The organism is Pedococcus sp. 2YAF34 (assembly GCF_052114585.1).
Taxonomy (GTDB): domain Bacteria; phylum Actinomycetota; class Actinomycetes; order Actinomycetales; family Dermatophilaceae; genus Pedococcus.
On sequence record NZ_JBFRFA010000010.1, the window covers coordinates 44194 to 67360 of the forward strand.

The 23167-nt window shown below is 71.3% G+C and carries 23 protein-coding genes and 2 pseudogenes; 18 read left to right on the top strand and 7 right to left on the bottom strand.

Features of this window, described 5'->3' with window-relative positions; genetic code table 11:
- Positions 1 to 610 precede the first annotated feature (610 nt).
- Positions 611 to 1763, top strand: a pseudogene (locus AB4Z02_RS07680) (IS3 family transposase).
- A 185-nt stretch (positions 1764 to 1948) separates the two neighbouring features.
- Here the strand turns inward: AB4Z02_RS07680 and AB4Z02_RS07685 are convergent.
- From AB4Z02_RS07685 to AB4Z02_RS07710, 6 genes are all read right to left on the bottom strand, one after another.
- A complete protein-coding gene (locus tag AB4Z02_RS07685; protein WP_441970250.1) occupies positions 1949 to 2377 on the bottom strand; it encodes a cyclic nucleotide-binding domain-containing protein in 429 nt (142 codons plus the stop codon).
- 309 nt (positions 2378 to 2686) lie between these two features.
- Complete coding sequence (locus tag AB4Z02_RS07690; protein WP_441970251.1) at positions 2687 to 3109, bottom strand: recombinase family protein; 423 nt, start codon at positions 3107 to 3109, stop codon at positions 2687 to 2689.
- Complete coding sequence (locus tag AB4Z02_RS07695; protein WP_441970299.1) at positions 3028 to 3201, bottom strand: hypothetical protein; 174 nt, start codon at positions 3199 to 3201, stop codon at positions 3028 to 3030. The genes AB4Z02_RS07690 and AB4Z02_RS07695 overlap by 82 nt, the downstream gene beginning before the upstream one ends.
- A gap of 256 nt (positions 3202 to 3457) precedes the next feature.
- Positions 3458 to 3793, bottom strand: coding sequence for a PadR family transcriptional regulator (locus AB4Z02_RS07700; protein ID WP_441970252.1), 336 nt, complete (start codon positions 3791 to 3793; stop codon positions 3458 to 3460).
- Positions 3794 to 4030: 237 nt separating this feature from the next.
- Positions 4031 to 4573: a hypothetical protein gene (locus tag AB4Z02_RS07705; protein ID WP_441970253.1), complete on the bottom strand. Its 543-nt coding sequence runs from the start codon at positions 4571 to 4573 to the stop codon at positions 4031 to 4033.
- A gap of 188 nt (positions 4574 to 4761) precedes the next feature.
- Positions 4762 to 6141, bottom strand: a complete 1380-nt coding sequence (locus AB4Z02_RS07710; protein ID WP_441970254.1) for a recombinase family protein — start codon at positions 6139 to 6141, stop codon at positions 4762 to 4764.
- 30 nt (positions 6142 to 6171) lie between these two features.
- Between AB4Z02_RS07710 and AB4Z02_RS07715 the strand changes: the two are divergent.
- From AB4Z02_RS07715 to meaB, 9 genes and pseudogenes are all read left to right on the top strand, one after another.
- Positions 6172 to 6699: pseudogene (locus tag AB4Z02_RS07715) on the top strand (ATPase, T2SS/T4P/T4SS family); the annotation flags it as partial.
- A 5-nt stretch (positions 6700 to 6704) separates the two neighbouring features.
- Positions 6705 to 7595: a type II secretion system F family protein gene (locus AB4Z02_RS07720; RefSeq protein WP_441970255.1), complete on the top strand. Its 891-nt coding sequence runs from the start codon at positions 6705 to 6707 to the stop codon at positions 7593 to 7595.
- A complete protein-coding gene (locus AB4Z02_RS07725) occupies positions 7592 to 8545 on the top strand; it encodes a type II secretion system F family protein (RefSeq protein ID WP_441970256.1) in 954 nt (317 codons plus the stop codon). The genes AB4Z02_RS07720 and AB4Z02_RS07725 overlap by 4 nt, the downstream gene beginning before the upstream one ends.
- A 52-nt stretch (positions 8546 to 8597) precedes the next feature.
- The gene (locus AB4Z02_RS07730; protein ID WP_441970257.1) at positions 8598 to 8798 is read left to right on the top strand and encodes a hypothetical protein; all 201 of its coding nucleotides are present in this window, start codon (positions 8598 to 8600) and stop codon (positions 8796 to 8798) included.
- A 3-nt stretch (positions 8799 to 8801) separates the two neighbouring features.
- Positions 8802 to 9206 carry a TadE family protein gene (locus AB4Z02_RS07735; RefSeq protein ID WP_082590085.1) on the top strand — a complete coding sequence of 135 codons (405 nt, stop codon included), beginning with the start codon at positions 8802 to 8804 and terminating at the stop codon, positions 9204 to 9206.
- Positions 9203 to 9670, top strand: a complete 468-nt coding sequence (locus AB4Z02_RS07740) for a TadE/TadG family type IV pilus assembly protein (protein WP_441970258.1) — start codon at positions 9203 to 9205, stop codon at positions 9668 to 9670. Before AB4Z02_RS07735 ends, AB4Z02_RS07740 begins: the two co-directional genes overlap by 4 nt.
- A 2-nt stretch (positions 9671 to 9672) precedes the next feature.
- Positions 9673 to 10272, top strand: coding sequence for a pilus assembly protein TadG-related protein (locus AB4Z02_RS07745; protein ID WP_441970296.1), 600 nt, complete (start codon positions 9673 to 9675; stop codon positions 10270 to 10272).
- Positions 10273 to 10437: 165 nt separating this feature from the next.
- Entirely contained in the window at positions 10438 to 11640 is a 1203-nt protein-coding gene (locus AB4Z02_RS07750) for an acetyl-CoA C-acetyltransferase (RefSeq protein ID WP_441970259.1), read from the top strand.
- Positions 11641 to 11642: 2 nt separating this feature from the next.
- On the top strand, positions 11643 to 12605 hold the full coding sequence (gene meaB / locus AB4Z02_RS07755) for a methylmalonyl Co-A mutase-associated GTPase MeaB (protein ID WP_056882627.1): 963 nt from the start codon (positions 11643 to 11645) through the stop codon (positions 12603 to 12605).
- 132 nt (positions 12606 to 12737) lie between these two features.
- Here meaB and AB4Z02_RS07760 read toward each other — a convergent pair whose 3' ends face one another.
- Positions 12738 to 13199 carry a globin domain-containing protein gene (locus tag AB4Z02_RS07760; RefSeq protein WP_441970260.1) on the bottom strand — a complete coding sequence of 154 codons (462 nt, stop codon included), beginning with the start codon at positions 13197 to 13199 and terminating at the stop codon, positions 12738 to 12740.
- An 88-nt stretch (positions 13200 to 13287) separates the two neighbouring features.
- On the opposite strand from AB4Z02_RS07760, the gene AB4Z02_RS07765 reads away from it, so the two are divergent.
- The 8 genes from AB4Z02_RS07765 (at position 13288) to AB4Z02_RS07800 (ending at position 23164) form a co-directional block, all read left to right on the top strand.
- Positions 13288 to 14844, top strand: coding sequence for a serine/threonine-protein kinase (locus tag AB4Z02_RS07765; protein ID WP_441970261.1), 1557 nt, complete (start codon positions 13288 to 13290; stop codon positions 14842 to 14844).
- Positions 14841 to 16559 carry an FAD-dependent oxidoreductase gene (locus AB4Z02_RS07770; protein ID WP_441970262.1) on the top strand — a complete coding sequence of 573 codons (1719 nt, stop codon included), beginning with the start codon at positions 14841 to 14843 and terminating at the stop codon, positions 16557 to 16559. Before AB4Z02_RS07765 ends, AB4Z02_RS07770 begins: the two co-directional genes overlap by 4 nt.
- Positions 16556 to 16705 (top strand): GNAT family N-acetyltransferase, encoded by a 150-nt coding sequence (locus AB4Z02_RS07775; protein ID WP_441970263.1) that lies wholly within the window; start codon positions 16556 to 16558, stop codon positions 16703 to 16705. Before AB4Z02_RS07770 ends, AB4Z02_RS07775 begins: the two co-directional genes overlap by 4 nt.
- A 182-nt stretch (positions 16706 to 16887) precedes the next feature.
- Positions 16888 to 17973 (top strand): GNAT family N-acetyltransferase, encoded by a 1086-nt coding sequence (locus AB4Z02_RS07780; RefSeq protein WP_441970264.1) that lies wholly within the window; start codon positions 16888 to 16890, stop codon positions 17971 to 17973.
- A gap of 36 nt (positions 17974 to 18009) precedes the next feature.
- Positions 18010 to 18315 carry a thiamine-binding protein gene (locus AB4Z02_RS07785; RefSeq protein ID WP_056882633.1) on the top strand — a complete coding sequence of 102 codons (306 nt, stop codon included), beginning with the start codon at positions 18010 to 18012 and terminating at the stop codon, positions 18313 to 18315.
- A gap of 151 nt (positions 18316 to 18466) precedes the next feature.
- Positions 18467 to 21559 carry an FtsX-like permease family protein gene (locus AB4Z02_RS07790; protein WP_441970265.1) on the top strand — a complete coding sequence of 1031 codons (3093 nt, stop codon included), beginning with the start codon at positions 18467 to 18469 and terminating at the stop codon, positions 21557 to 21559.
- Positions 21556 to 22455: an ABC transporter ATP-binding protein gene (locus AB4Z02_RS07795; RefSeq protein ID WP_441970266.1), complete on the top strand. Its 900-nt coding sequence runs from the start codon at positions 21556 to 21558 to the stop codon at positions 22453 to 22455. The genes AB4Z02_RS07790 and AB4Z02_RS07795 overlap by 4 nt, the downstream gene beginning before the upstream one ends.
- Entirely contained in the window at positions 22448 to 23164 is a 717-nt protein-coding gene (locus tag AB4Z02_RS07800) for an ABC transporter ATP-binding protein (RefSeq protein ID WP_441970267.1), read from the top strand. Before AB4Z02_RS07795 ends, AB4Z02_RS07800 begins: the two co-directional genes overlap by 8 nt.
- The last annotated feature ends 3 nt before the right edge of the window (positions 23165 to 23167 follow it).

Here is a 23167-nt window from a genome sequence, read left to right on the forward strand (position 1 = left end):
TGGGATCGGGGCCACGGCACGAGCGGAACAAGGATAGAGATAGCTGACCGCCGTCCTGACTCAGACCGTCCCGGCGTCGGGTGAAGCGCCAGTAACCCACATCACCCGGAAGTGAGGCCGCCATGTTTTGGATCTTCGCCGGGGCACTGCTCCTGCTGCTGCTCGTAGGCGTCTGGCTGTGGGACCGGCGGCACACGCTGATTCCGGACAAGACGGCCGGGCACGCGCCGGACGGGATCGACCGACAGGACCCCGGACGTCCCGGGATTGGCTAACGAACCAAGAGCATTAGCGGACGGAAGGACCATAGCTATGTGGCTCTGGATCATTGCGGGCACCTTTGTGGTTCTGCTTGTGGTGGGGGCTTGGTTGTGGGATCGCGGCCACGGGACTAGCGGAACCGAAGTAGAAATACGTGAGCGCCCGCTGGACGACGGAAGGCCCTACAACTTTGGAGATGGTGGCGGCTTTTAACATCCGCTTATCGGCTTGTCAGAACTACGCACCGTCGAGTGGGTCTGCTGCAGGTTCGGTTGACATCTTGACCTGACCTACGGCTTGGTTTCCAGATCTGGTGGTGAGTCGAGGGCCTGACTGAAAGGCTCCGACAGTGCCTCGTCCTTACCCTCCTGAGTTCCGTGCCCGTGCGATCGCGCTGGTCCATTCGGGCAAGCAGGTCAAGCAGACCGCCTATGAACTGGGCATCAGCGCCGGCTGTCTGCATGAGTGGCTCAAGCAGGACCGAACAGACCGGGGCGAGATTCCCGGCAAGACGACCACGGAGTCCGCCGAGCTCCGCGCCGCGCGAAAGCGGATCCGCGAACTGGAAACCGAGTTGGTGATCGTCCGCCAAGCCGCGAAGTTCTTGGGCGAGGACAAGCCCCACCCAAAAGGATTCACCCGGTGATCGACCGACTGGCCGACGCCGGGATCCCTGTCGACAACTGCTGCCGATCCCTGGGAGTGTCCCGACAGGGCTACTACCGATACAAGCGTCGCCCGACTTCGGCCAGCGGCTGCGTCGACAGTGGCTGACCGGGCTGATCCGCGAGATCCACGTGACGTCACGCGGCACCTACGGATACAGGCGTATCCACGCCGAGCTGACCATGGCAATGGGCATCAATTGCAGTTCGCGGCTGATCTCTGTGCTGATGACCCAAGCCGGAATCTACGGGCTGCCAGGGCCCGCGAGAGTCAGACGACTGCGCGGCATCGTCACCGCTGACGACCTGGTGAACCGCAAGTTCCACCGTCTGCACCCCAACGAGCTGTGGGTTACCGACATCACGGAACACCCGACCAGAGAAGGGAAAGTGTTCTGCGCTGCGGTGATGGACGCCTTCAGCAGGCGGATCATCGGCTGGTCCATTGACTCGCGCCAGGACTCCACGTTGGTCGTCAACGCGCTCGACCTGGCCATCCGCAACCGTCGTCCCGGACCCGGCGGGATCGTCCACGCGGATCACGGAGTCCAGTTCACGTCATGGGCCTTCGGCGACAAGATCCGCTCCGCCGGCCTCATGCCTTCCTTCGGAAGCGTCGGCGACGGCCTAGACAACGCCATGATGGAATCGTTCTGGTCATCCATGCAGATCGAGCTGCTCAACCGCAGGAAGTGGAAGACCCGCCTCGAGCTCGCGAACGCGATCTTCGACTACATCGAGATCTTCCACAACCGCCAGCGACGCCACTCCTCGCTCGGCTACCGCACCCCGATCGGGTACGAGCTACTCTCCGAGAAGAACACCATCCCAGCCTGAGACTCACCACCGCGAGTGGAAACCAAGCAGTAGGGCAGGTCATGACGTCAACTGAAGTTGCAGCAGACCCGATCGGTGCCTGTCCTGCTCGTCGCTTGGGCCTCAAACACCGAGCAGGCCGCCACGATCAAGACAACGACACCACCCTCAAGATGTCCATGCCGAGCACGACAAAGGCACGCCCCTTACTTCTTGGCCGTGGATGCCTCGATCTGGCGCAACCGTCGGCACAACACTTGAAGTAGGTTCCGCGCGATCTCAGGGTGGTCGTCAAGCAGCAACTGGAAGGCCTCGCGAGGGATGGCGAAAGTTCGCAAAGGACCCTGCGCGACGACGGTAGCGGATCGTGGCTGCCCGTCGATGAGGCTGATCTCGCCGAAGTGGTCCCCGGGCCCCATGATCCGGCGCTCCATCCCGACACTCGTCACGACGGCGTGACCCTCCAAAATCACGTGGAAGGCCAGTGAGAGGTCACTGCCCTCGCCAATGACCCGATGGTCCTGCTCGTGACGCACCTCGCGGCCAGAGCCAACCAGCCTGCGAAGTGCCTTGTCGGACATGTCATGGAACAGGTCGACCTGGGAGAGGCGGTCCTCCAGTTGAGTCGTCTTCATGTCTCCTCCAAACATTGACTACGGGAACTCTCAATGGGGCGTCCCCCCAGTGTCCGGGCTGTGAAGGCGCCTTGTATATGACGGGCGTGACACAAGAACCCACATTCCGCCTCTCGAGGACGAGAGATCTGCATGCGTGTGCAAAAGGGCCGTGACTCCCCTGCGCAAAGGTGGACACACCCTATGCAGCCGGATCTCTCCAAGGCTTATGCGACGTCGTCCCATGGTGGGTCGGGATGGGGGCTGCTGCAGCCGCACAAGCGATGGGATCCACCGGCCACCTCCGACGTCGTAACCGAGCCCGGGACCTCATGACGAGGGTTCATCCATGTCGGTCTGTGTGAGTACCTGGTACACCGAAGCTCGGCTGACTCCCACGACCCGCGCAATGGCAGCGACGTCATGCTCATGACTGTCGTACATCTGCCGCGCCACCGTCAGCTTCTCCGGAGTCCACACGGTCGGTCGCCCACCGGTCCGTCCACGGGCGCGGGCAGCGGCGAGTCCAGCCAGCGTTCGCTCACGGATCAGGTCGCGCTCGAACTCCGCAAGCGCCCCGAACACATGGAAGATCAGCTTCCCGCCTGGCGTGGAGGTGTGGTCGGCACTGCGCCGCGCAGTGTCAGGGAGCCCGGCTCGCGTGACGGGGTTCAGGTCATGCCGCCCATGCTGATCCCGGCTCCGGACATGCCGGTCCGGCCGTCGCCGCGTTCCTTGAGGCAGTGGGCGCACCGGACGAAACGCTGGCCGTCCGGGGTGTGCGCCGACTCCCAGACGTGGTGGAGGTTGGTGCGGCAGAGGAAAGGCTTTCGGGGGGTGGTCATGGCGACCTCCATGGGTGTCGGGCTCGGATGTGACGACACCGCCCTGCGCAGTGCGAGAGAGCTGGCCAGGACGCCAGTGGCGAACTTCGCCTGGGCTCGCCAGGTCAGCGGATCGAGCTCCGCGAGGAGCTCGGCGCGGTAGCGGTCCCTGACCGGGCCGCGGGGAAGGGTATGGGTCGCGAGCCGCACCACGCGCTTGGGCCACGGCCGGCCCCGGCCGACCTGCCCCACGAGCGATGGTGCCAGCGTGCGCATCTCATGCCTCCCCGCTCGCCGGGTGAGGGAGGGAGAAGCCGCGCCGAGGTCGGTATGCCCGGGCCACGGCCGACTGCGCGGACTGGGCACCGGCACCCGTCAGGCGGTAGTACCGCCGCGCGGGGCGGCCTTCGACGCGTGGGTCGATGTCCTCCCATCGCGACTCCAGCCAGCCGAAGCCCTCGAGCCTGGCGAGGATTGGGTGGACCGTGCCGCTGGGGAGTCCGGCCTCCGCGCCGATGTCGCTGCCGTACCGATCGCGACTGGCGTCGTCGAGGAAGACCTGCAGCACGAGCTGGGTCGGGATCGTCATCCGTGGCTGGTGACCGGTGCCCACGGTCGTACTCTACCTAGCCCCTAGGTAGAGATCAATGGGGTCTCACCGGTATGGCACCTACCCCAACCGGTCACCTTCCCACGGCCGCTCGCAGCGGCGTGCCTAAGCGCCGATGGGACGCCTTGTGTCAAGTTGATCGTTCAATGAACTCCATGTTGCGTTGCCTTTCCAACGTTTCCTGCTTGGTTGTCGAGCTGGGAGGGCAACGCTGCTTCGAGCTGGGGCGACGCTAGCGACTCAGAGGATGATCTGCAACGCCGCAGAGTGACCTTCCTCGTCGAGCGCCCTTGCAAGCCACGCGCTGATCCCATTCGGGGCGTCGATCGGTACACGCCACTGTCGAAGTCGGGCCTCGTATGCCTGCATCGCCCGGTCATGGGCAGCCAGCTCCTGGCTCGAGGCGAACCTTGCAGCCCTGGGTAGCTTGGGCTCCGGGCCGGCCAGCTCACGCTCGTACCGTTCATAGGCTGTGCGGATCCTGCGCCTCAGGGAGGTTGTTGGCGGCAGCTGATCCCGACGGTCGCACTGGCAGGCGTTACTTGGCTGGGCCGGTTCCTCCCACCAACTGTGGGCGAGCACGGCGTCGAGGGTGGAGATGTGATTTGCGTCGACGAGTAGGTAGCCCATGGACTTGCGGCAAGGGCGGCATCGCGCGTGGACGACGCGCCGGTTGCGGATCGCTGCCGCGAGGTCCGCTGCGGGCTGACCAAAGTGCGGCGTCACCGGTTTCCTGTCGTCCCCGAGGTACGTGGGCCGTAGCTCCTGATCGCGTTCTGGCATGCCGAAAACTCCTGTGAGTCTCAGGACGCTACACCTGTCGTTCACGCCGCGCCGAGGAGCCCGTAGGAAGTGCGTTGTGAAGGTGTGGCAAGGAGGGTACCCCTCGGTGGGGGGTCGAGAATCCTAAGTGTTTGCTGCAAGGATCGGTGTAACGGCATCATCAGCTCGGCAAGGTCTGGAAGGTCGGTTCACGGCGACCCACTTGCGCCCGTCCATGCGATGTCGATGGTGGAGGGGTCGAAGGTCCGTCGGCCGCGCCCACTGGGTCCGATGGTGACGTCCATCAGCACTCGCAGCACCTCGCGTTGGTTGTCCACGTGAAGTGCCTCCCAGGCGGCGCGGATGTCGTCGGCGGTGACCAGGCGGCCAAGGGCGGGGGAGCGGGCCGCCCTGGCTAGGCCCTCGGTGACCTCGGCGAGCTGGGTGTTGAGGCGGCGTGAGCCGGCGGCGAGCTGCATGCGGTCGACGTCGCCGGCGGCGTAGGCCTCGGCGAGGCCGTCGAGTCGCTGTCGAAGGGCGCGTTCCTTGTCGACCAGGTGGGCGGTCTCGTCCCGGACATCGCGCCGGGCGAAGGCGTCCGCGGCGTCGGGCATGGACAGTCGGCCCACCACGGTCGCTACGACGAGCTGGTCGACCGGCTCCCCGCGACGGACGACGTGTCGGCGGGTCTCGCACAGGTATACGGGCCCACGTGGTTCGGTGGTGCCGAAGATCCGGCCGCCGCAGACCCCGCACCGGGCGACTCCGGAGAGCAGGTGCCGGCGTGGACGTCCGCGCCGGTGCCGGGACGGGTCTGACAGGACGGCGCCGACGCCGACCCACGTGTCGGAGTCCAGGATCGCCGGCCAGGCCGCGTCACCGACGACGTCACCGCGGTGGACTCGAAGGCCCGCGTACCGGGGGTTGGCCAGCATCCGCCGCACCTCCGTTGGGCGCCAGGGCCCACCTGTCGTTGTCGTGGCGCCGCGGGCGTTCAAGTCGGCGGTGATGCCGCGGACACTCGCGCCGCCCAGCACGGCCTCGGCGGCCCGCCGGACCTGCGTGGCCTCGTCCTCGCGGACGGTCATCCCATCGAGCTCGAACCCGTAGGGGCGGCGGCCAAGGTGCGGGGCACCGCTCTCGGCGCGCTGGTCGCTGGCCGCGCGCTGCCGGGCCGACTTGCGCTCCACCTCTGCCCGGGCGACCGCGCCCTTGATCCGGGCGAACATGCGCCCGTTGTCCGTGGCCAGGTCCACGTCCCCGCCCACCGACGCCAAGGCAACCTGCTTGCGGTCGGCTAGGTCGATGAAGTGCTCGATCTCGATCGGGCGGCGGGTGAGCCGATCCAGGTCCCACACCACGACCGCGTCCACCTCGCCCGCCTCCAGGGCCGCCAGCATCCGCTGGTACGCCGGCCGGGGCTTGGCGCTGCTCGCGGACACGTCGTTGTCCTCGAACACCTCGCCAACGGCCCAACCCATCGCCGCAGCCTTCCCCTCACAGCCCTTCAGCTGCCGGCTCACTCCCAGACGCGTCCCCTCGGGGTCGGAGGAGATGCGGACGTAGATCGCGGCGGTGCGCTTGGCCATAGCGACTACAGTACTAAAAAGAGGTTGGTGCTGAAGATCCCGCTGCGCGACGTCGCCTCGATGCAGTGCCGCCAGCCGAGCCTCGAGGGCACCGGCGAGATCCCGCTGCGACGACTGGTCAAGGAAGCGCTACGCATGCGGCCGTCGCGCATCATCGTCGGCGAGGTGCGCCAGGCCGAGAGCCTCGACCTGCTGATCGCCCTCAACAGCGGGCTTCCGGGCATGTGCACGATCCACGCCAACAGTGCGCGCGAGGCGATCACGAAGATGTGCACCCTGCCGTTGCTGGCCGGCGAGAACGTCGGCAGCCGCTTCGTCGTCCCGACGGTGGCCTGCTCCATCGACATCGTCGTCCACGCCGCTCTCGAGCACGACGGGGTGCGCCGGGTCCGTGAGGTCGTCGCGGTGCCCGGGCGCGTGGAGGGTGACGTCGTCGAGACCGCGGACCTGTTCGTGCAGCGCGATGGGGTGCTGCGTCGCGCCGACGGCTTTCCCCCGCACCCGGAGCGCTTCCGCCGAGCGGGGTACGACGTGGCCGCCCTGCTGGCGCAGGAGTGAGCGCCGTGAACCCCCTCGCCGAGCTGCACGCGACCGGCAGCCTGCTCGGGTTGCTGCTCGGGTGCGGCGTGTTCTGCATCTGGTGGTCGGCCTGGGTCCCTGCCCCCTCGCGGCCCGAGTCCCGGCGACCCTCGGTCGGCGACCGCCTCGCGGACCAGCTCGTCCAGGCCGGGTACGCGACGATGGGCCCTCGGGCGCTCATGACGGGGTGCGTCGTGGCGTTCTCCCTCGTCCTGGTGACCGTGTTCGCCATGACCGGGGTTGCGCCGGTGGCCCTGTGCTTCGCTGCGATGGCCGGGTACGCGCCGGTTGCCCTCGTGCGGATGCGCGCCCGGCGGCGGCGAGCCAGCCTTCGTGAGCTGTGGCCCGACGCGGTCGACAACATCGCGTCCGCGGTCCGCGCCGGCCTGGCCCTTCCGGAGGCGCTGGTGCAGCTGGGCCGGCGTGGGCCTGAGGAGCTGCGTCCGGCCTTCGAGGCGTTCGCCGAGGACTACCGCGCGACGGGGAGGTTCCACGAGAGCCTCGACGCGCTCAAGGAACGGCTGAGCGACCCGGTAGGTGACCGCCTCGTGGAGTCGCTGCGCATCGCCCGCGAGGTGGGGGGCAGCGACCTCGGCCGCCTGTTGCGGACCTTGTCCACGTTCCTGCGCGAGGACAGCCGGACGCGCGCCGAGCTCGAGACCAGGCAGGGCTGGACGGTCAACGCCGCCCGCCTGGCGGTCTCCGCGCCCTGGATCGTCCTCGGCATGCTGTGCACCAGACCGGAGTCGGTGGGCGCCTACAGCAGTGCCACGGGCGCAGGCGTCCTGCTCGCCGGGGGTGCGGTGTCGGTGGTGGCGTACCGGCTCATGATCCACATCGGCCGCCTGCCCGAGGACGAGCGGGTGCTGCGATGACTGCGTGGCTGGGAGGCCTGCCCGTCTCGTGGTCCGGGGCCGCGGCAGGGCTGGGACTGGGTCTCGGGCTCGTGCTCGTCTGGGCCGGCGCCCCGCGCAACCGCCGTGCGACGCTCGACCAGCGGGTGCTGTTCTACCTGCGCGACGCGCCACGCCCCTCGCGACTGCTGTCCACCCGCCCGGTCGGCGGCACCAGCGCCCTGGGGGTGCACGTGCGCCCCGTGGTTGCCGACCTCGGGCGTCGGGTCGAGCGTGTCCTCGGAGGCTCGGCATCGGTGCGCCGACGGCTCCAACGAGCCGGCCACGCGCCCGACGTCGAACGGTTCCGGGCCGAGCAGGTCCTGTGGGGCGCGGTCGGCCTCGTGGTCGGCCTGTTCGTCGGCGGGTTGTTGTGGCTCGGCGACCACGGCTCGGTCGTGCCTGCCGCCGTGGTCACGTTCGTCGGCGCGGGAGTCGGCGTGGTGGCCCGCGACCAGTGGCTGAGCCGCGAGGCCAACCGCCGCGAGGAGCGGATGCTCGTCGAGTTCCCCACCATCGCAGAGTTGCTCGCGCTCGCCGTGGGCGCCGGGGAGGGTGCCGTCGGGGCACTGGAACGCGTGTGCCGGCTCTCCCACGGGGAGCTGTCCGCCGAGCTCGGGCGCTGCCTGGCGGATGCCCGCGCCGGGGCCAACCTGCCCACCGCGCTGCAGGGCCTCGCCGATCGGACCGGTCTGGTGAGCCTGGCCCGGTTCGTCGACGGCATGGTCATCGCGGTCGAACGCGGCACCCCGCTCGCCGACGTCCTCCGTGCCCAGGCCCAGGACGTCCGCGAGACCGGGCGCCGGGCCGTGATGGAGGCGGGAGGCAAGAAGGAGATCGCGATGATGGTCCCCGTCGTCTTCCTGGTGCTGCCGGTCACCGTGCTCTTCGCCGTCTACCCGGGGTTCTCGTTCCTGCGGTTCTCCCTCTGAGCACCCTCGAGCCCCATGCCATGCGCCCCAAGCCTCCACGAAAGGAAGACTGATGACAGTCCTGACCCTCGCGCTCACCCGCGCCCAGCTCGCGCTCGAGGCCTCCGTCCGGCGCAGCGAACGGGGTGACGTCCCCGGCTGGGTGATGATCACGCTCATGACCGCCGGGCTCGTCGCCGTGCTGTGGACCGTCGCGGACGAACAGCTGCGGTCTCTGTTCTCCCGAGCGATGACCAGCGTCACCGGTCCCTGACCGATGGGGCGGGCGCCGGAGCGCTGCAGCCACCCGGGCCGGGAGTCCGGCGCTGCCGTGGCCGACTTCGCCATGGTGTCGGGGCTGGTCGCCGTGTTGTTCGTCGCGGTGTTCCAGGTGGGGCTCGCCCTCCACATCCGCAACACGCTGATCTCCTGTGCCTCCGAGGGCGCCCGCGTGGGAGCGCGTGCGGGTGCAGACCCGGCCGACGGTGTCGCTCGGACCAGACAGCTCATCGGACAGTCCATGTCCCCGCGCTTCGCGCAGGACGTGACCGCCGACGTGGTCGTCGTCGATGGGGTGCGGGTGGTTGCCGTACGCGTGACCGCGCCCCTTCCCGTGCTCGGTCCGCTCGGCCCCGACCGTGCCCTCGACGTCGTGGGCCACGCGTTCCTGGAGGACCAGTGATCCTGTGCCTGCGGCGGACCCTGGCGCGCGCAGCTCGTCGTGGTGAGGGCGGCAGCGCCCTCGTCGAGTTCGTCTTCCTCGGGGTGCTGCTGCTCGTGCCGTTGATCTACCTCGTGATGACCTTGGCCCGCCTCCAGGCCGGGGCGTATGCCGCGTCGACCGCGGCCCGCGAAGGAGCGCGGGGCTTCGTCACGGCGACGTCCGAGGACTCCGCCGAGCCCCGCGCCCGTGCCGCCGCGCAGCTCGCCTTGGAGGACCAGGGCTTCCTACCCGCCGACGGCACCATGAGCCTGGGGTGCGACGGCGACCCGTGCCTGCGGCCCGAAGGACGCGTCGAGGTGCAGACGACGGTGCGGGTGCCGCTGCCTTTCGTACCGGTCTTCGCGCGCGACGTCGTGCCTCTGGAGGTGCCCGTCTCCGCGACCCACGTCGGCGTCGTCGACCGGTTCAAGGAGGCGCCGTGACCATGGGGCGTAGGGCGCAGCCGGCCGGCGCCCTCCAGCCCAGCGCCTGGCGCGTCACGAGCCGGGCGCCGAGGGCCGTGGGTGCAGTCCGGGTCCGGCGCGGCGTGGCGCGCGGCGTGGGGCGTGGGGCGGCACGCGGCGTGGAGCGTCGCCGGGCGGGGGACGAGACAGGGCAGGTGAGCATCCTCATCCTCGGGTTCGCCGTGGTGGCGATGCTGCTCATCGTCGGGACCATGGCGGTGACGTCGGCCCAGCTGTCCCGGATGCGGCTGCTGGACGCCGCCGACGGTGCGGCGCTCGACGCCGCCGACTCCCTCGATGTGGCCGCCTACCGCAACGGGCTCGGGACGTCCGTGGCCGTCAGCGACGACACGGTCGTGCGGACCGCGACGGCCTACCTGCAGGACCGTCCCCTGCCGGTCGGCATGCTGGGCTGGGAGGTCGCCGCGGGGAGCGGCAGCCCCGACGGGGAGACCGCCGTCGTCCGGCTTCAGGGCGAGGCCGAGCTGCCCTGGGTCGGCCCACTCCTGGATCAGCTGGGTGGATCGGTGACGATCACCGTGGAGTCCCGGGCGCGCTCGGACCTGCAGCCAGTCCCTTGACGGCACGGAGCTCCCTTGAGGGGCACGGAGCGAGCACCCATGGGGCGCACCCATACGGCGGCACTCCCGGGTGTGGGCAGGGCCACCCGACCAGGCCGTCTCGCACGCGGCGAGCCGGACTAGAGTGGCGGTCGAACCACACCAATGGCGCTGGAGGCTTGAACCATGTCCGACCGTCCTGTTTCCGTCATCGTCGCGGGCGCGCGTACCCCCATGGGCCGCCTCCTGGGGTCGCTCAAGGGCTTCTCCGGCGCAGACCTCGGCGCCGTCGCCATCAAGGGCGCGCTCGACAAGTCCGGCGTCTCCGCCGAGCAGGTCGACTACGTGATCATGGGCCAGGTGCTGCAGGCCGGTGCGGGCCAGATCCCCGCCCGCCAGGCAGCCGCGAAGGCCGGCATCCCGATGAACGTCCCGGCGCTGACGATCAACAAGGTCTGCCTCTCCGGCATCAACGCCATCGCCATGGCCGACCAGCTGATCCGCGCGGGTGAGGTCGACGTCGTCGTCGCCGGTGGGCAGGAGTCGATGACCAACGCGCCGCACCTGCTCGAGAAGTCCCGTGAGGGCTACAAGTACGGCGACGTGACGATGCGCGACCACATGGCCTTCGACGGCCTGTGGGACGCCTTCACCGACCAGGCGATGGGGCTGCTGACCGAGCAGGCCAACACCGGTGACCAGCAGTTCACGCGCGAGCAGCAGGACGAGTTCTCCGCACGCAGCCACCAGCTGGCCGCCCGTGCCTGGAAGGACGGCCTCTTCGACGACGAGGTCGTGCCGGTCTCCATCCCGCAGCGCAAGGGCGACCCGATCGAGTTCAAGACCGACGAGGGCATCCGCGCCGACACCACCACCGACTCGCTCGCCAAGCTGCGCCCGGCGTTCTCCAAGGACGGCACCATCACCGCCGGTTCCGCCAGCCAGATCAGCGACGGCGCCGCCGCGGTCGTCGTCATGAGCAAGGCGAAGGCCCAGGAGCTCGGCCTCACCTGGCTCGCCGAGATCGGCGCACACGGCATGGTCGCCGGCCCCGACTCGACGCTCCAGCAGCAGCCGGCCCGCGCCATCGCGAAGGCCTGCGAGCGCGAGGGCATCTCGGCTGCCGACCTCGACCTCGTGGAGATCAACGAGGCGTTCGCCGCCGTCGGCCTGGCCTCCGCCAAGGAGCTCGGCATCGACGTCGACAAGGTCAACGTCAACGGGGGCGCCATCGCGCTCGGCCACCCGATCGGCATGTCCGGTGCCCGCATCGCCCTGCACCTCGCGCTCGAGCTGAAGCGGCGCGGAGGCGGCGTCGGCGCGGCCGCGCTCTGTGGCGGTGGCGGCCAGGGTGACGCGCTCATCGTGCGCGTGCCGAAGACCGCCTGACCTTGGCTCCCCGCACCGTCGACGTCCCTGCCCTGGTCGAGTCGGCCAGGGCAGGCTCGCCTCGCGCCGTCGCCCGCCTGATCAGCCTCGTCGAGGACGCCCACCCCGCTCTCCGCGAGGTCATGGCGGCGTTGGCCCCGCACAGCGGCACCGCGCACATCATCGGCATCACCGGCAGCCCCGGCGTGGGCAAGTCCACCTCGACCAACGCCCTCGTCGCAGCGTTCCGCGCTCGAGGGCAGCGGGTCGGGGTCCTCGCGGTGGACCCGTCGTCGCCGTTCTCCGGAGGCGCCCTTCTCGGCGACCGCGTCCGGATGCAGGACCACGCGCTCGACCCCGAGGTCTACATCCGCTCCATGGCCAGCCGTGGACACCTCGGCGGCCTCTCGTGGACCACGCCTCAGGCGCTGCGCGTCCTCGACGCCGCCGGCTGCGACGTGGTCCTCATCGAGACCGTCGGTGTCGGGCAGTCCGAGGTCGAGGTCGCGGGTCTTGCCGACACGACCATCGTCCTGCTCGCGCCCGGCATGGGTGACGGCATCCAGGCGGCCAAGGCGGGCATCCTCGAGATCGGCGACGTCTTCGTCGTCAACAAGGCTGACCGCGAGGGCGCCGACGCCACGGTCCGCGACATCCGCCACATGATCTCCCTCGGCGACCGCACCGAGCCTCACCTGTGGCGACCGCCCGTCGTCAAGACCGTCGCCCAGCAGGGGCAGGGCATCGACGAGGTCATGGAGGCGCTGGACAAGCACGTCGCCTGGATGGAGGAGACCGGCACCTTGCGCGAGCGCCGGGTCCGCCGGGCCGGCGACGAGATCGAGTCGATCGCCCTGCAGCAGCTGCGCGCGAAGATGGGCGACCTGAGGCACGGCAACGGTGTGGACGAGCTGGCCGCGCAGGTCGTGGACGGCTCCACGGACCCGTATGCCGCCGCCGACCAGGTCGTCGCCGCCCTCGGCTGACCCCCCACTCTTGCCGCCGAACGCTGGTCTTTGAGCGGTTGACCCGGTCCTGACCGGGTCAACCGCTCAAACACTCGCGGGAGGGCGGGGGACTCGGGGGAGGGCGGGGAGGGTGCGCCGGTATGGCTCCGTTCAGGCGCGGACGAGGCCGTCCCAGTCCCAGCGCGGCATACCCAGCCCCTCGGGCACCGTGGAGCCCTCCGGGTTGAGGGTGTCCATGTCGGCCACCGACCACTCCATGTAGGCGCGCATCGCCGCGCGGAACTCCGGGTCGTCCGGCAGGTCTGCGTCGTCGAGGGCAGCGACGAAGCACTCGACGAAGATCTGGCCGAGCTCGACCATGCCCTCGCCGTGGCCGGCGTGCAGCCGCAGCATCGACGACTGGTCGCCGCCGCAGCCCACGGAGTAGCGCGGCGGGCCGCCGAGCACCTCGGCCCAGTAGAGCCCGAGGCGGTCGATGTGCTCGGGGTGCTGGCCGGGGTGGGAGAAGGGGTGGCTCAGCAGCGGGTCGGCCAGGCAGCGAACGTGGTGAGCACGGGCCAGGGCGAGGAAGGCGGGCTCCCCGCCGGCGAACTCGTACAGGCTCGACCGCACCTTCGAAGCGTGGCACGGGGCCGTGCTGGAGTGTCAACCCCCGCCTGCACGTCATAGGGTGAGGCGCGACCCGAAGGAAAGGATCGCCGTGCAGCCCCAGGTCATCGCCGGACGTTACGAGGTGGTGCGTTCCATCGGCAGTGGTGGGATGGGCACCGTCTGGCTGTGCCGGGACACCGTCCTCGGGCGCGAGGTCGCAGTCAAGCGCGTGGGCGCCATGCCGGGGGACCCGGCGACCGTGGCCCGGGCGATGCGCGAGGCGCGGATCGCGGCGTCGCTCAACGACGCGAACACCGTCGGCGTCTACGACATCGTCGACGAGGACGACGCCCACTGGCTGGTCATGGAGTACGTCGAGGGGCAGAGCCTGGCGGAGACGATCCGTGACATCGGGGCGCTGCCGCCGACCCGCGTGGCCGCCATCGGCAGCGCCATCGCCCGTGCCCTGGCCCGCGCCCACGACCGCGGCATCGTCCACCGCGACATCAAGCCCGGCAACATCCTCATGGACACCACCGGCACGCCGAAGATCAGCGACTTCGGCATCGCCCGCGCCACCACCGACGACCAGCTCACGCAGACAGGGTTCATGACCGGCACCCCGGGCTACCTGTCGCCCGAGCTCGCCCGCGGCGGCGACCCGACCTCGGCCTCCGACGTCTGGGCGCTCGGCGCCACCCTCTACTACGCGGTCGAGGGCCACCCGCCCTACGAGAGCCAGGCCAACCCGCTCGCCACCTTGCAGGCCATCGCCTCGGGGCAGGCCCGCCCCATGGAGAAGGCCGGCCCGCTGGGCGGCGCGATCGCCGCGATGATGGACCCCGACCCGACCCGCCGTTGGGACATGGAGACGACGTCCGAGAGGCTCGGCCGCATCGCCCGGGGCGACGCCACCATGCCGCTGCCCGCGGGCGTCGTCCTCGGCGCCGGTGCGATGGGGGCCGCGGCCACCGAGGTCATCCCCGAGCCGGTCGAGACGACCCAGCGCATGGAGACGGCACCCGTGCCGCCGGTCGTGCCCCCGGCCGGCCCGAGGCCCGGTCAGGGCGGTCGCGACGACGACCGCCGACGCCGCTCACCCCTCGTGCCGATCCTCGTCGGGCTCGCGGTGCTCGGGGTGGCTGCGCTCGCGTACGTCCTGTTCGGCAACCCCGGCGGGAACACCGGGGGCAACGACGCGCAGACCCCGCCGGTGACCACCACGGCTCCCGCCGTCACCAAGACCAGTTCCAGCCCCAGCTCGTCGTCGTCCAGCTCGTCGACCACCTCGTCGTCGTCCAGCACCACCTCGACCACCACGACATCGACGACGAAGTCCGCTCCTCCCGACAATGCGGGGCTGGAGAAGTTCATCAAGACCTACTACGCCGACGTGACGAAGGCAGACAAGCGTGACGCCACCTGGGCCGAGCTGACCCCGGCGATGCAGCAGTCGGCGGGCGGCCGTGACGGCTACGAGAGCTTCTGGTCGACCATCAAGTCGGTGAAGGTGGGGCAGACGCAGGCAGACGCCTCGGTGGGCACGGTCATCACCGAGCTCACCTTCAAGCCCGCCGACGGCAAGGACATCAAGGAGGTCCACCGCCTCACGGTCGAGAAGAGCGGCGACTCCTGGCAGATCAGCGCGGACTCCAAGGTCGGATGAGCACCGCGCCGGCCGCCGGGACCCAGGGCGCATCACCGCGGGTGCGGCCGGCGCTGGTCCTGGTCGTCGCCCCTGAGCACGTCCCCACGGTCGACAGCGAGTTCGGCCGCTATGCCCGCGACTACGAGATCCGTTGTGCCGACAGCGCTTCCGGCGCGCGCGAGGTGGTCGACGACGCGGTGGCGCAGGGGCAGCCGGTCGCGCTGCTCGGAGTGGGCTGGACAGTGCCGGGGGTGGGCGCGGGTCTCGAGCTCATGGACGAGCTGCATGCGCGACTGCCCACCGCGCGGCGCATCTGCCTGACCACCCGCGGCGACTACGGCCTGTCGTTGCCCAAGCTGCGCGAGGCGCTGGGGCAGGGGCGCATCGACACCTACCTGCTCATCCCGCAGGGACCCCGCGACGAGGAGTTCCACACCGCGGTCACCGAGTACCTGTCCGACTGGGGCTGGACCGCTTCGACCCCAGAGGTCGCCGGCGTGCAGATCGTCGACCACGTGGGTTCGGCCGAGGTCTCGAGGATCCGCGACTTCCTGGACCGCATGGGCATCCCGCACCGCGTCCACCGGCCCGACAGCGAGGAGGGCCGCAGCATCATCAGCGGGCTGCCGTCGGTGCAGGGCGGCGCCGCGCCCGCCTTCCCGGTCGTGGTGTCGGCCATGGCGGGCAGCGCCGTGCTCGAGGGCGCGACCGCCCGTCAGGTCGCCCGGCTCGTCTACGGCTCACCGCAGCTCGTCGACTCCGACGACGTCGTCGACCTCGTCGTCGTGGGCAGCGGCCCGACGGGGCTCGCGGCGGCCGTCTACGGCGCGTCCGAGGGGCTCGACACGGTCGTCGTCGAGGAGGACGCCGTGGGTGGGCAGGCCGGCACCAGCTCGATGATCCGCAACTACCTGGGCTTCCCGCGCGGCATCTCCGGCATGCGCCTCGCGCAGCGGGCGCGGTTCCAGGCGACCCGGTTCGGGGCACGCATCTACACCGGCCTCGGCGCGCGGGCGATCACGCCTGCCACGACAGCGGGGGAGCCGCACACGCTCCACACCGAGGGCGGGCCGCTGCTGGCGCGGGCCGTGCTCGTCGCGACCGGGGTGCAGTACCGCCGCCTCGGCATCGAGCCGCTCGAGGAGCTGGTGGGCCTCGGTGTCTACTACGGCGCCGCGACGAGCGCCGCGCGCGAGATGGAGGGGCGCGACGCGTTCGTCGTCGGTGGCGGCAACTCCGCCGGCCAGGCGGCCGTCCACCTGGCCCGGTACGCCGCGAGCGTCACCTTGCTCGTGCGCCGTCCCGACCTCGCCTCGACGATGTCCGACTACCTCGTTCGCGAGATCGCCTCCACCCCGCGCATCACGGTGCGCACGTCCACGCAGGTCACCTCGGGCGGTGGCGACGGCCACCTGGAGTGGCTGGAGGTCACCGGCCCCGAGGGGGTCGCCCGGGGGGAGGCCGGCGGGTTGTTCCTCCTGCTCGGCGCCGACCCCTGCGCCGACTGGCTGCCCGACGCCGTGCTGCGGGACGAGCACGGGTTCGTCTACACCGGGCGCGAGGTGCCGATGGAGCACTGGGTCGAGGGCCGCCCGCCCGCTGCCCTCGAGACCACCGTCCCGGGGATCTTCGCGGCCGGGGACGTGCGCGCCGGCTCGATGAAGCGCGTCGCCTCGGCCAGCGGCGAGGGAGCCGCCACCGTGGCGCTGGTGCACGCGCACCTGAACCGATGAACCGCGCCGAGGCGACCCGGCTCGTCCTGGCGCACCCGTTCGAGACGCTGGGGCTGCGCCGGGTCTCGCTGGAGGTGCACGACTTCAACCCGCGTGCCCGCCGCACCTACGACAAGTCGGTTTCGTCCAGGAAGGGTACGGCGTGAAGGACTCCGCGTCGACGGTCGGTGGGTCGGCTCCGTGCTCATGGCCGTCCTGGAGGACGAGTGGCGGCAGCACCACGGCCACGCGGCCCTGCGGCCACCCCCAGTGCTCCGACCAGTCCGCAGAGGTGCGCTGACCCGAAAACCCGTTGTGGCGCAATACCGCACGGGCTGACACTCGAGTCATGACCGCACCCAGCGCGCCCCGCACAGCCACGGGCACCACCACCGCGCCAGGCACTCCCTCCGCGGGCAGTGGTGACGTCGTGGTGCGCACGCTCGCGGTGCACGACGACGCCGAGGTGGCGGCCGCCCATGTCGCGGTGACCGCGTCACGCAACTTCCAGCGGCCGTGGGCCAAGCGTCTGTCGCTGCGCGAGCTCACCGTCGACCTGCGCGACGAGAGCACCGTCGAGCGGCTGGAGCCGTGGGTGGCTCTCGTCGACGGTGAGGTGGCCGGCCTTGCGCTGCAGTGGTTCCCGCTGCTCGACAACACGCGCTTCTGCTGGGTCGAGGTGGACGTCCACCCGCGGCTGCGAGGGCGTGGAGCCGGCAGCGCACTCGTCGAGCGCGTCGTCGACCGGACTCGCGAGGAGGGGCGCACGACCGTCCTGGCCGAGACGCACGTGCCGGACGGCGCCCGCGTCGACCACCCCCACGTGAGGTTCGCCGAGCGGCACGGCTTCACCTACGCCAACACCGAGATCCGACGGATCCTCGACCTCCCGGTCGACCCCGCCAGGCTCGAGCAGCTGGCCGCCACGGCGGCGACCAGGCACGGTTCCTACCGGGTCGAGTCCTACGTCGGTCGGCTCCCGGAGGAGCTCGTGGCGTCCTACTGCGACTGCTCCAACCAGCTGGCCGTCGACGCGCCCACCGGGGACGTCGACTTCGAGGAGGAGTCGCTCAGCCCCGAAACCTACGCGGAGAACCTCGACCGCATGACCCGCCAGGGCCGCACCATGGTGCACACCGTCGCGTTGGCCCCGTCGGGCGAGGTCGTGGCCTACAACGACCTCGTGGTCAGCGCGGACGACCCGCACGACGTATCGCAGTGGGGCACGCTCGTGCGTCGCGAGCACCGTGGCCGCCGGCTCGGCATGGCGGTGAAGGTGCGCGGCCTGCAGGAGCTCGCCCGCGTGACACCGGCGGCGCAACGGGTGCAGACCTGCAACGCCGAGCAGAACGACCAGATGGTCGGGATCAACGTCGAGCTCGGCTTCCGCCGGGTCGAGGCCCTGCTGGCCTACCAGCGCCACGTCGAGGGCTGAGCGCGTCACTGGCCGGACGCGGCATACGGTGGGCTCATGCTCGTTGCCTTCTCCGTCTCCCCGTCCACCTCCGACCCCGACGGCTCGGTGGGTGCCGCCGTCGCCGACGCCGTCGCCGTGGTGCGCGCCTCCGGGCTGCCCCACCGCACCGACTCGATGTTCACGACCATCGAGGGGGAGTGGGACGAGTGCATGGCCGTGGTGAAGGGAGCGGTCGACGCCGTGGCCGCCCACGGGCCGCGCGTGAGCCTCGTCCTCAAGGCGGACATCCGCGACGGCCGCACCGGCGAGCTCACCGCCAAGCTCGACCGCCTGGAGGCGGCCATCGACGCCCGCAGCTGACGCCCCAAGCCCGCAGGACGTGCGGCCCCGGCGCGTGGCGGCCGTAGATCGTTGCCGGAATGTAGCCCTCGGACGGACGCCTTGGCCCTAGGGTCGGCCGGGAGGTGCTCGGGGGAGCCGGGCCACGGCATGCGCAGGAGGAGACCGGGTCATGTGGGCCGCGATCAGGTACCGCCGGGCCCAGGCTCTCGTGCTCGTCCTCCTCGCCACCCTGGTCACCGCGTGTGCGACGTTCGCGCCTCTCTACGAGCGGGCCCTCGAGCAGTCGCTGCTCCGCAAGGCGATCGACGGTGCCCCGGTCGCGGACACGGCGCTCGTGGTCCGCGGCGGACGCACGGCCGCGGACCCGCTGCGTCGCTCGGGCTCCCTCGGGACGGCGGTCCCCGGCGAGGTGCGGGCCCTGTACTCCGCCCCGGTCGGGCAGATGCTCGACGTCATCGAGATCGCCCCGAGGACCGGCCTCAAGTCGTCTCCCGGCCGTCTGGTGGCGCGCACCGACGTCTGCCGGCACCTGACCCTGACCTCCGGCACCTGCCCGTCCCGGGAGGGTCAGGTGCTGGTCAGCGCCAAGGACCAGGCGGTGTGGGGCTGGCGCATCGGGCAGGAGTTCCAGACCACCATCCCGAAGGCCAACGGGCAGGTCTACCCGAGGCCGCCGGACACGGTGGCGACGCTGACCGTCGTGGGCGCGTACGAGGTGAAGCCGGACCCCGCGTACTGGTTGCGCACCCAGCTCGACGGGAAGTCGGGCACCCTCATCGCCGTCGGCACCGAGCAGGTGCCCGGCATCGACGACTTCGTGACGACGGAGCAGACCTTCGACAAGCGGTGGGAGCAGGTCCAGTCGTCCCTCACCTTCCCGCTGCGCCGCGAGCTGCTCTCGGTCGACAACCTCGACCAGGTGACGTCGGTGCTCGGGAGCCGGGCGAACGGCTCGGCCCAGAGCGGGGTGCTCGTGGAGAGCGAGCTGCCGCTGGTCATCACCTCGGTCACCGGCGGCCAGAAGCAGCTGCGCGTGATCGTGCCCCTGCTCATGGCCCAGCTCGCGCTGCTGGCTGCGGCCATCCTGCTCCTGGTGGCCCAGGCCGCGGTCGAGCAGCGGCGTCCCGAGGCGGCCCTCGCGCGCCTGCGGGGTCGCAGCCGTGAGGGCGCGGGGCGCCTGGTCATGGGGGAGCTGGGTATGACGGTGGCGCTCGGACTGCCCCTCGGCTTCGGCCTCGCGGTGGGTCTGTCCGAGGTCGTGCGTCGGACCCTGCTGGCCCCCGGCGTCCCCTTCGAGGTGCCGCCCCTCGCGCTGGTGGGGCTGGGTGCGGCAGCGGTCGTCTGCGCCCTCGCGATCGTCCTGGCCGTCCGGCCCCTGCAGCGCCAGGCGATCTCGTCGCTGCTGAGACGGGTGGCCCCGACGAGGGCGGCCACCTTCGGTGTCGTCGACATCCTGGCAGTGGCCCTGGCCGCCTTCGGCCTGGTGGGCCTGGCGACCAAGACCCTCACCGGGCCCCTTGCCCTGCTGACCCCGACCCTGGTGGCCCTCGCCGGAGGCCTCGTCGTCTCCAGGCTCGCGGTCCCCGTCGCCCGGACCGCAGGGCGCGCCAGCCTCTCGCGCGGTCGGATCGGGCCGGCGCTCACGGCGTTCGGGCTGCAGCGACGACCGGCGATGCGCAAGGTCGTCACGGTGGTCAGCGTCGCGGTCGCCCTCACCGTCTTCGCGGGCAACGCCGTCGTGGTCGCCGACCGCAACTGGACGGCGCGGGCCCAGCTGCAGACCGGCGCCCCGCTGGTCCTCGGCACCGACAGCCGCAACCCGAGCGCCCTGGCCGCGGCCGTCAAGCGCATCGACCCCTCTGGCGACCGCGCGACGCCCGTCGCCGTCATCAAGCAGGTGGCGGCCGGGTCGACACCGACCATCGCCGTCGACGCGCAGCACTTCCCCTCGATCGCCTACACCCCGGCAGGCGAAGTCCTGCGCACCAGCGCCCTGCGACCCCCGCCGGTGGACACCGTCGTCCTCAAGGGCGAGCGCCTCACCGGACGGGCCACCTGGCACGTCACGGCCGAGAGCAACATCCTCTACCCGGGGTCGACCGGTCAGGCCTCCGACCTCGCGCCGGTCGAGGTGCGTTTCTCGGTCACCGGCCCCGACGGCACGCCACTCGTGCGGCAGGTGACGACCATCCCGGCGAACGGCTCAGGCTCGGCGAAGATCTCGACCCCGCTGCTGTGCCCCTCCGGCTGCCGGCTCAACGGCATCGACTTCCGGCCGACCGACCCGGCCACCAAGCTCGTCTCTGCCACGGTGGACGTCACCGGGCTCGGTGTCGACGGCCGCTCGCTGGGCATCGCCGACACCTCGCGCTGGAACGCCTTCGTCCCGCTCTCCAAGGACAGCACCGACGTCCTGAGGATGACCAACCCGAAGCCGGACACGATGAGGTTCGACGTGCGCACCAGCGGGGTGGCTGTCGGGCTGACGTACGGCGACGTGCCCACCCAGGTGCCGGGCCTGCTCGCCGGCGCCGTGCCGCCCGGGGGTACGGCGGAGGGCTTCACCGCCGTCGGGATCAACGGCGTCCCGCTCGCGGTCAGCAGCGCCCAGCGCCCTGCCGCCCTGCCCGTCGTCGGCGCCCGGGGCGTCATGCTGGACTACTCGACCCTGCAGCGGCTCGGTGGCACCCTCGCGCCGGGCGGCACGCTGTCGGTGTGGTTGCGCGACCCCGGCCAGGCCGACGTGGTCCGCAAGGGACTCGCGGACGCCGGTATCGCCGTGCTGCGCACCGACCGCTTCACCACGGCCAAGGACCTGCTCGCCACCTCGGGCTCCGGGTGGGGGGTGCGGCTCGCGCTGTTCACCGGGGTCATGTCCATCCTGCTGGCGGCCCTGGTGGTCATCGTCATGACCGTGACGGGGTGGCGCGTCGTGGCCCGCGACCTCGCCGCCCTCCACATGTCGGGCGTCCGGCTGCCGCTGCTGAGGCGGGCCCTGGTGCGTGAGCAGCTGCTGCTCGTGGTGGTGGGCACCGTCGTCGGCGTGCTGTGTGGTGCGGTCTCGGCCCTGGTGGCCATGCCGCTGCTGCCGCTGTTCGACGACCCCTCGACCCCGGTGCCCGCGCTGGAGATCACCCCCTCCGTCCCCGCGGTGCTGCTGGCCACGCTCGCGGCGCTGCTGGTGCTCGTGCCGGTGGGCGCGATGGCAGCCCTCGGCTCGGGACGACGGATCGCCCTCCGACGCATCAGGGAGTCGCTGTGAGCACTGGCACCACCGTGGAGCGCAGCACGACCTCGGGTCGCGGAGCCGAGCGCGTCAGGGGGCTCGGCGTCAGCACCCGCGGGCTCGTGCACATCTACCGCGCCGACGGGCACGACGTGGCCGCGCTCTCCGGTGTCGACCTCGTCGTCGCGCCGGGGGAGGTGGTCGGCCTGCTCGGCCCCTCCGGCGCCGGGAAGTCGACGCTGCTGACGCTGTTCGGCGGGTTGATGCGGCCGAGCGCCGGGCGCGTCCGCGTGGGGGAGCACGAGCTGTCGACCATGAGCGAGCCCGAGCTCGACCGCTTCCGCGCGGCCGACGTGGGCATCATCCTGCAGGGCGCCGCCCGCAACCTGCTGCCCTACCTCACCGCCCGGCAGAACGTCGAGTTCGCCCAGCGCTCCGCCGTCAAGGCCGGGCGGGACGTGCCGTCCCCGGGGGAGGTGCTCGAGCTCGTCGGGCTCGACCACGCCGCCACCGCGCCCCTGGACTCCCTGCCGCCGGGACAGCTGCAGCTCGCCGCGCTCGCGGTGTCGCTGGCCAGCCGGCCGGGGCTGCTGCTCGGCGACGAGCCCACCAGCCAGCTGCACCACACCTCCCGCGACGTCGTGCTCGACGCCCTGCACCGCGTCAACGCCGAGTGGGGTACCACCATCGTCGTCGTCACCCACGACCCCGACGTCGCCGCGAGGCTCCCGCGCACCGTCACCATTCGTGACGGCCGAGTGGGTGGCGAGGGTCGGGCGGGCGAGGAGTACGCCGTGGTGTCGGCGGACGGCTCGCTTCCGCTGCCCGCCGCCGTGGTCGAGGCGTTCCCCCCAGGGACGCTCGTCCGTGTGCACCACGAGGACGGGGTGTGGTCCCTGGTCCGCGAACAGGGAGGGACCAGCAATGGCTGAGCGCGACACGCGTCTCGCAGACCCGGTGCGCGGCACCGACGAGGACGTGGAGTCGCCGCCGCTGAGGCTCACCGGCGTGGGTGTGCGGTACGGGTCGACGACCGCCGTCGTGTCGGCCGACCTCGAGGCCTACGCGGGGGAGTTCATCGCCGTCACCGGCCACAGCGGGGCGGGGAAGTCCTCGCTGCTGTGGGCGATCGGGGGAGCGGTGGAGGCCGACGGCGTCGTCGAGCTCGGCGACGACCGCGTGACCGACCGGGCGCAGGCCGCCCGCCTCGGCATCGAGGTCATCCCGCAGGGCAGCGCCCTCGCGGTGCTGTTGTCCGCTCACGAGAACGTCGCCCTGCCGCTGCTCGCCCGTGGCATACCCGCCGAGCAGGCCCGTCGGCGCGCGGACGCGGCGCTCGCCTCCGTGGGTCTGGCCGAGTCCGGCAGCCACCTCGCCGAGGAGCTCAGCGGCGGCCAGCAGCAGCGGGTCGCGGTCGCGCGCGGGCTCGCCCTGCGCGGCCGGGTGCTCCTGGCCGACGAACCCACCTCCGAGCTCGACCACGACAACCGCGAGCGGGTGCTGGCGCTGCTGCGGGCCGAGGCCGACCGGGGGGCGATCGTCGTGATGGCGACCCACGACCCGGAGGCAGCCGCCCAGGCCGACGGCGAGATCCGTCTCGATGACGGACAGGTCGAGACGGTGCGCGTGCCCCGCAGCTAGCCT

Excerpts from the sequence above, each read along its gene's own strand:
- AB4Z02_RS07785 (WP_056882633.1), top strand. The coding sequence starts at position 18,010 with ATGCTCGTTGCCTTCTCCGTCTCCCCGTCCACCTCCGACCCCGACGGC.
- AB4Z02_RS07730 (WP_441970257.1), top strand. The coding sequence starts at position 8,598 with ATGACAGTCCTGACCCTCGCGCTCACCCGCGCCCAGCTCGCGCTCGAG.
- AB4Z02_RS07705 (WP_441970253.1), bottom strand. The coding sequence starts at position 4,573 with ATGCCAGAACGCGATCAGGAGCTACGGCCCACGTACCTCGGGGACGAC.
- AB4Z02_RS07745 (WP_441970296.1), top strand. The coding sequence starts at position 9,673 with ATGGGGCGTAGGGCGCAGCCGGCCGGCGCCCTCCAGCCCAGCGCCTGG.
- AB4Z02_RS07685 (WP_441970250.1), bottom strand. The coding sequence starts at position 2,377 with ATGAAGACGACTCAACTGGAGGACCGCCTCTCCCAGGTCGACCTGTTC.
- AB4Z02_RS07775 (WP_441970263.1), top strand. The coding sequence starts at position 16,556 with ATGAACCGCGCCGAGGCGACCCGGCTCGTCCTGGCGCACCCGTTCGAG.
- AB4Z02_RS07780 (WP_441970264.1), top strand. The coding sequence starts at position 16,888 with ATGACCGCACCCAGCGCGCCCCGCACAGCCACGGGCACCACCACCGCG.
- AB4Z02_RS07750 (WP_441970259.1), top strand. The coding sequence starts at position 10,438 with ATGTCCGACCGTCCTGTTTCCGTCATCGTCGCGGGCGCGCGTACCCCC.
- AB4Z02_RS07695 (WP_441970299.1), bottom strand. The coding sequence starts at position 3,201 with ATGACCACCCCCCGAAAGCCTTTCCTCTGCCGCACCAACCTCCACCAC.
- AB4Z02_RS07790 (WP_441970265.1), top strand. The coding sequence starts at position 18,467 with ATGTGGGCCGCGATCAGGTACCGCCGGGCCCAGGCTCTCGTGCTCGTC.
- AB4Z02_RS07735 (WP_082590085.1), top strand. The coding sequence starts at position 8,802 with ATGGGGCGGGCGCCGGAGCGCTGCAGCCACCCGGGCCGGGAGTCCGGC.
- AB4Z02_RS07770 (WP_441970262.1), top strand. The coding sequence starts at position 14,841 with ATGAGCACCGCGCCGGCCGCCGGGACCCAGGGCGCATCACCGCGGGTG.
- AB4Z02_RS07725 (WP_441970256.1), top strand. The coding sequence starts at position 7,592 with ATGACTGCGTGGCTGGGAGGCCTGCCCGTCTCGTGGTCCGGGGCCGCG.
- AB4Z02_RS07710 (WP_441970254.1), bottom strand. The coding sequence starts at position 6,141 with ATGGCCAAGCGCACCGCCGCGATCTACGTCCGCATCTCCTCCGACCCC.
- AB4Z02_RS07800 (WP_441970267.1), top strand. The coding sequence starts at position 22,448 with ATGGCTGAGCGCGACACGCGTCTCGCAGACCCGGTGCGCGGCACCGAC.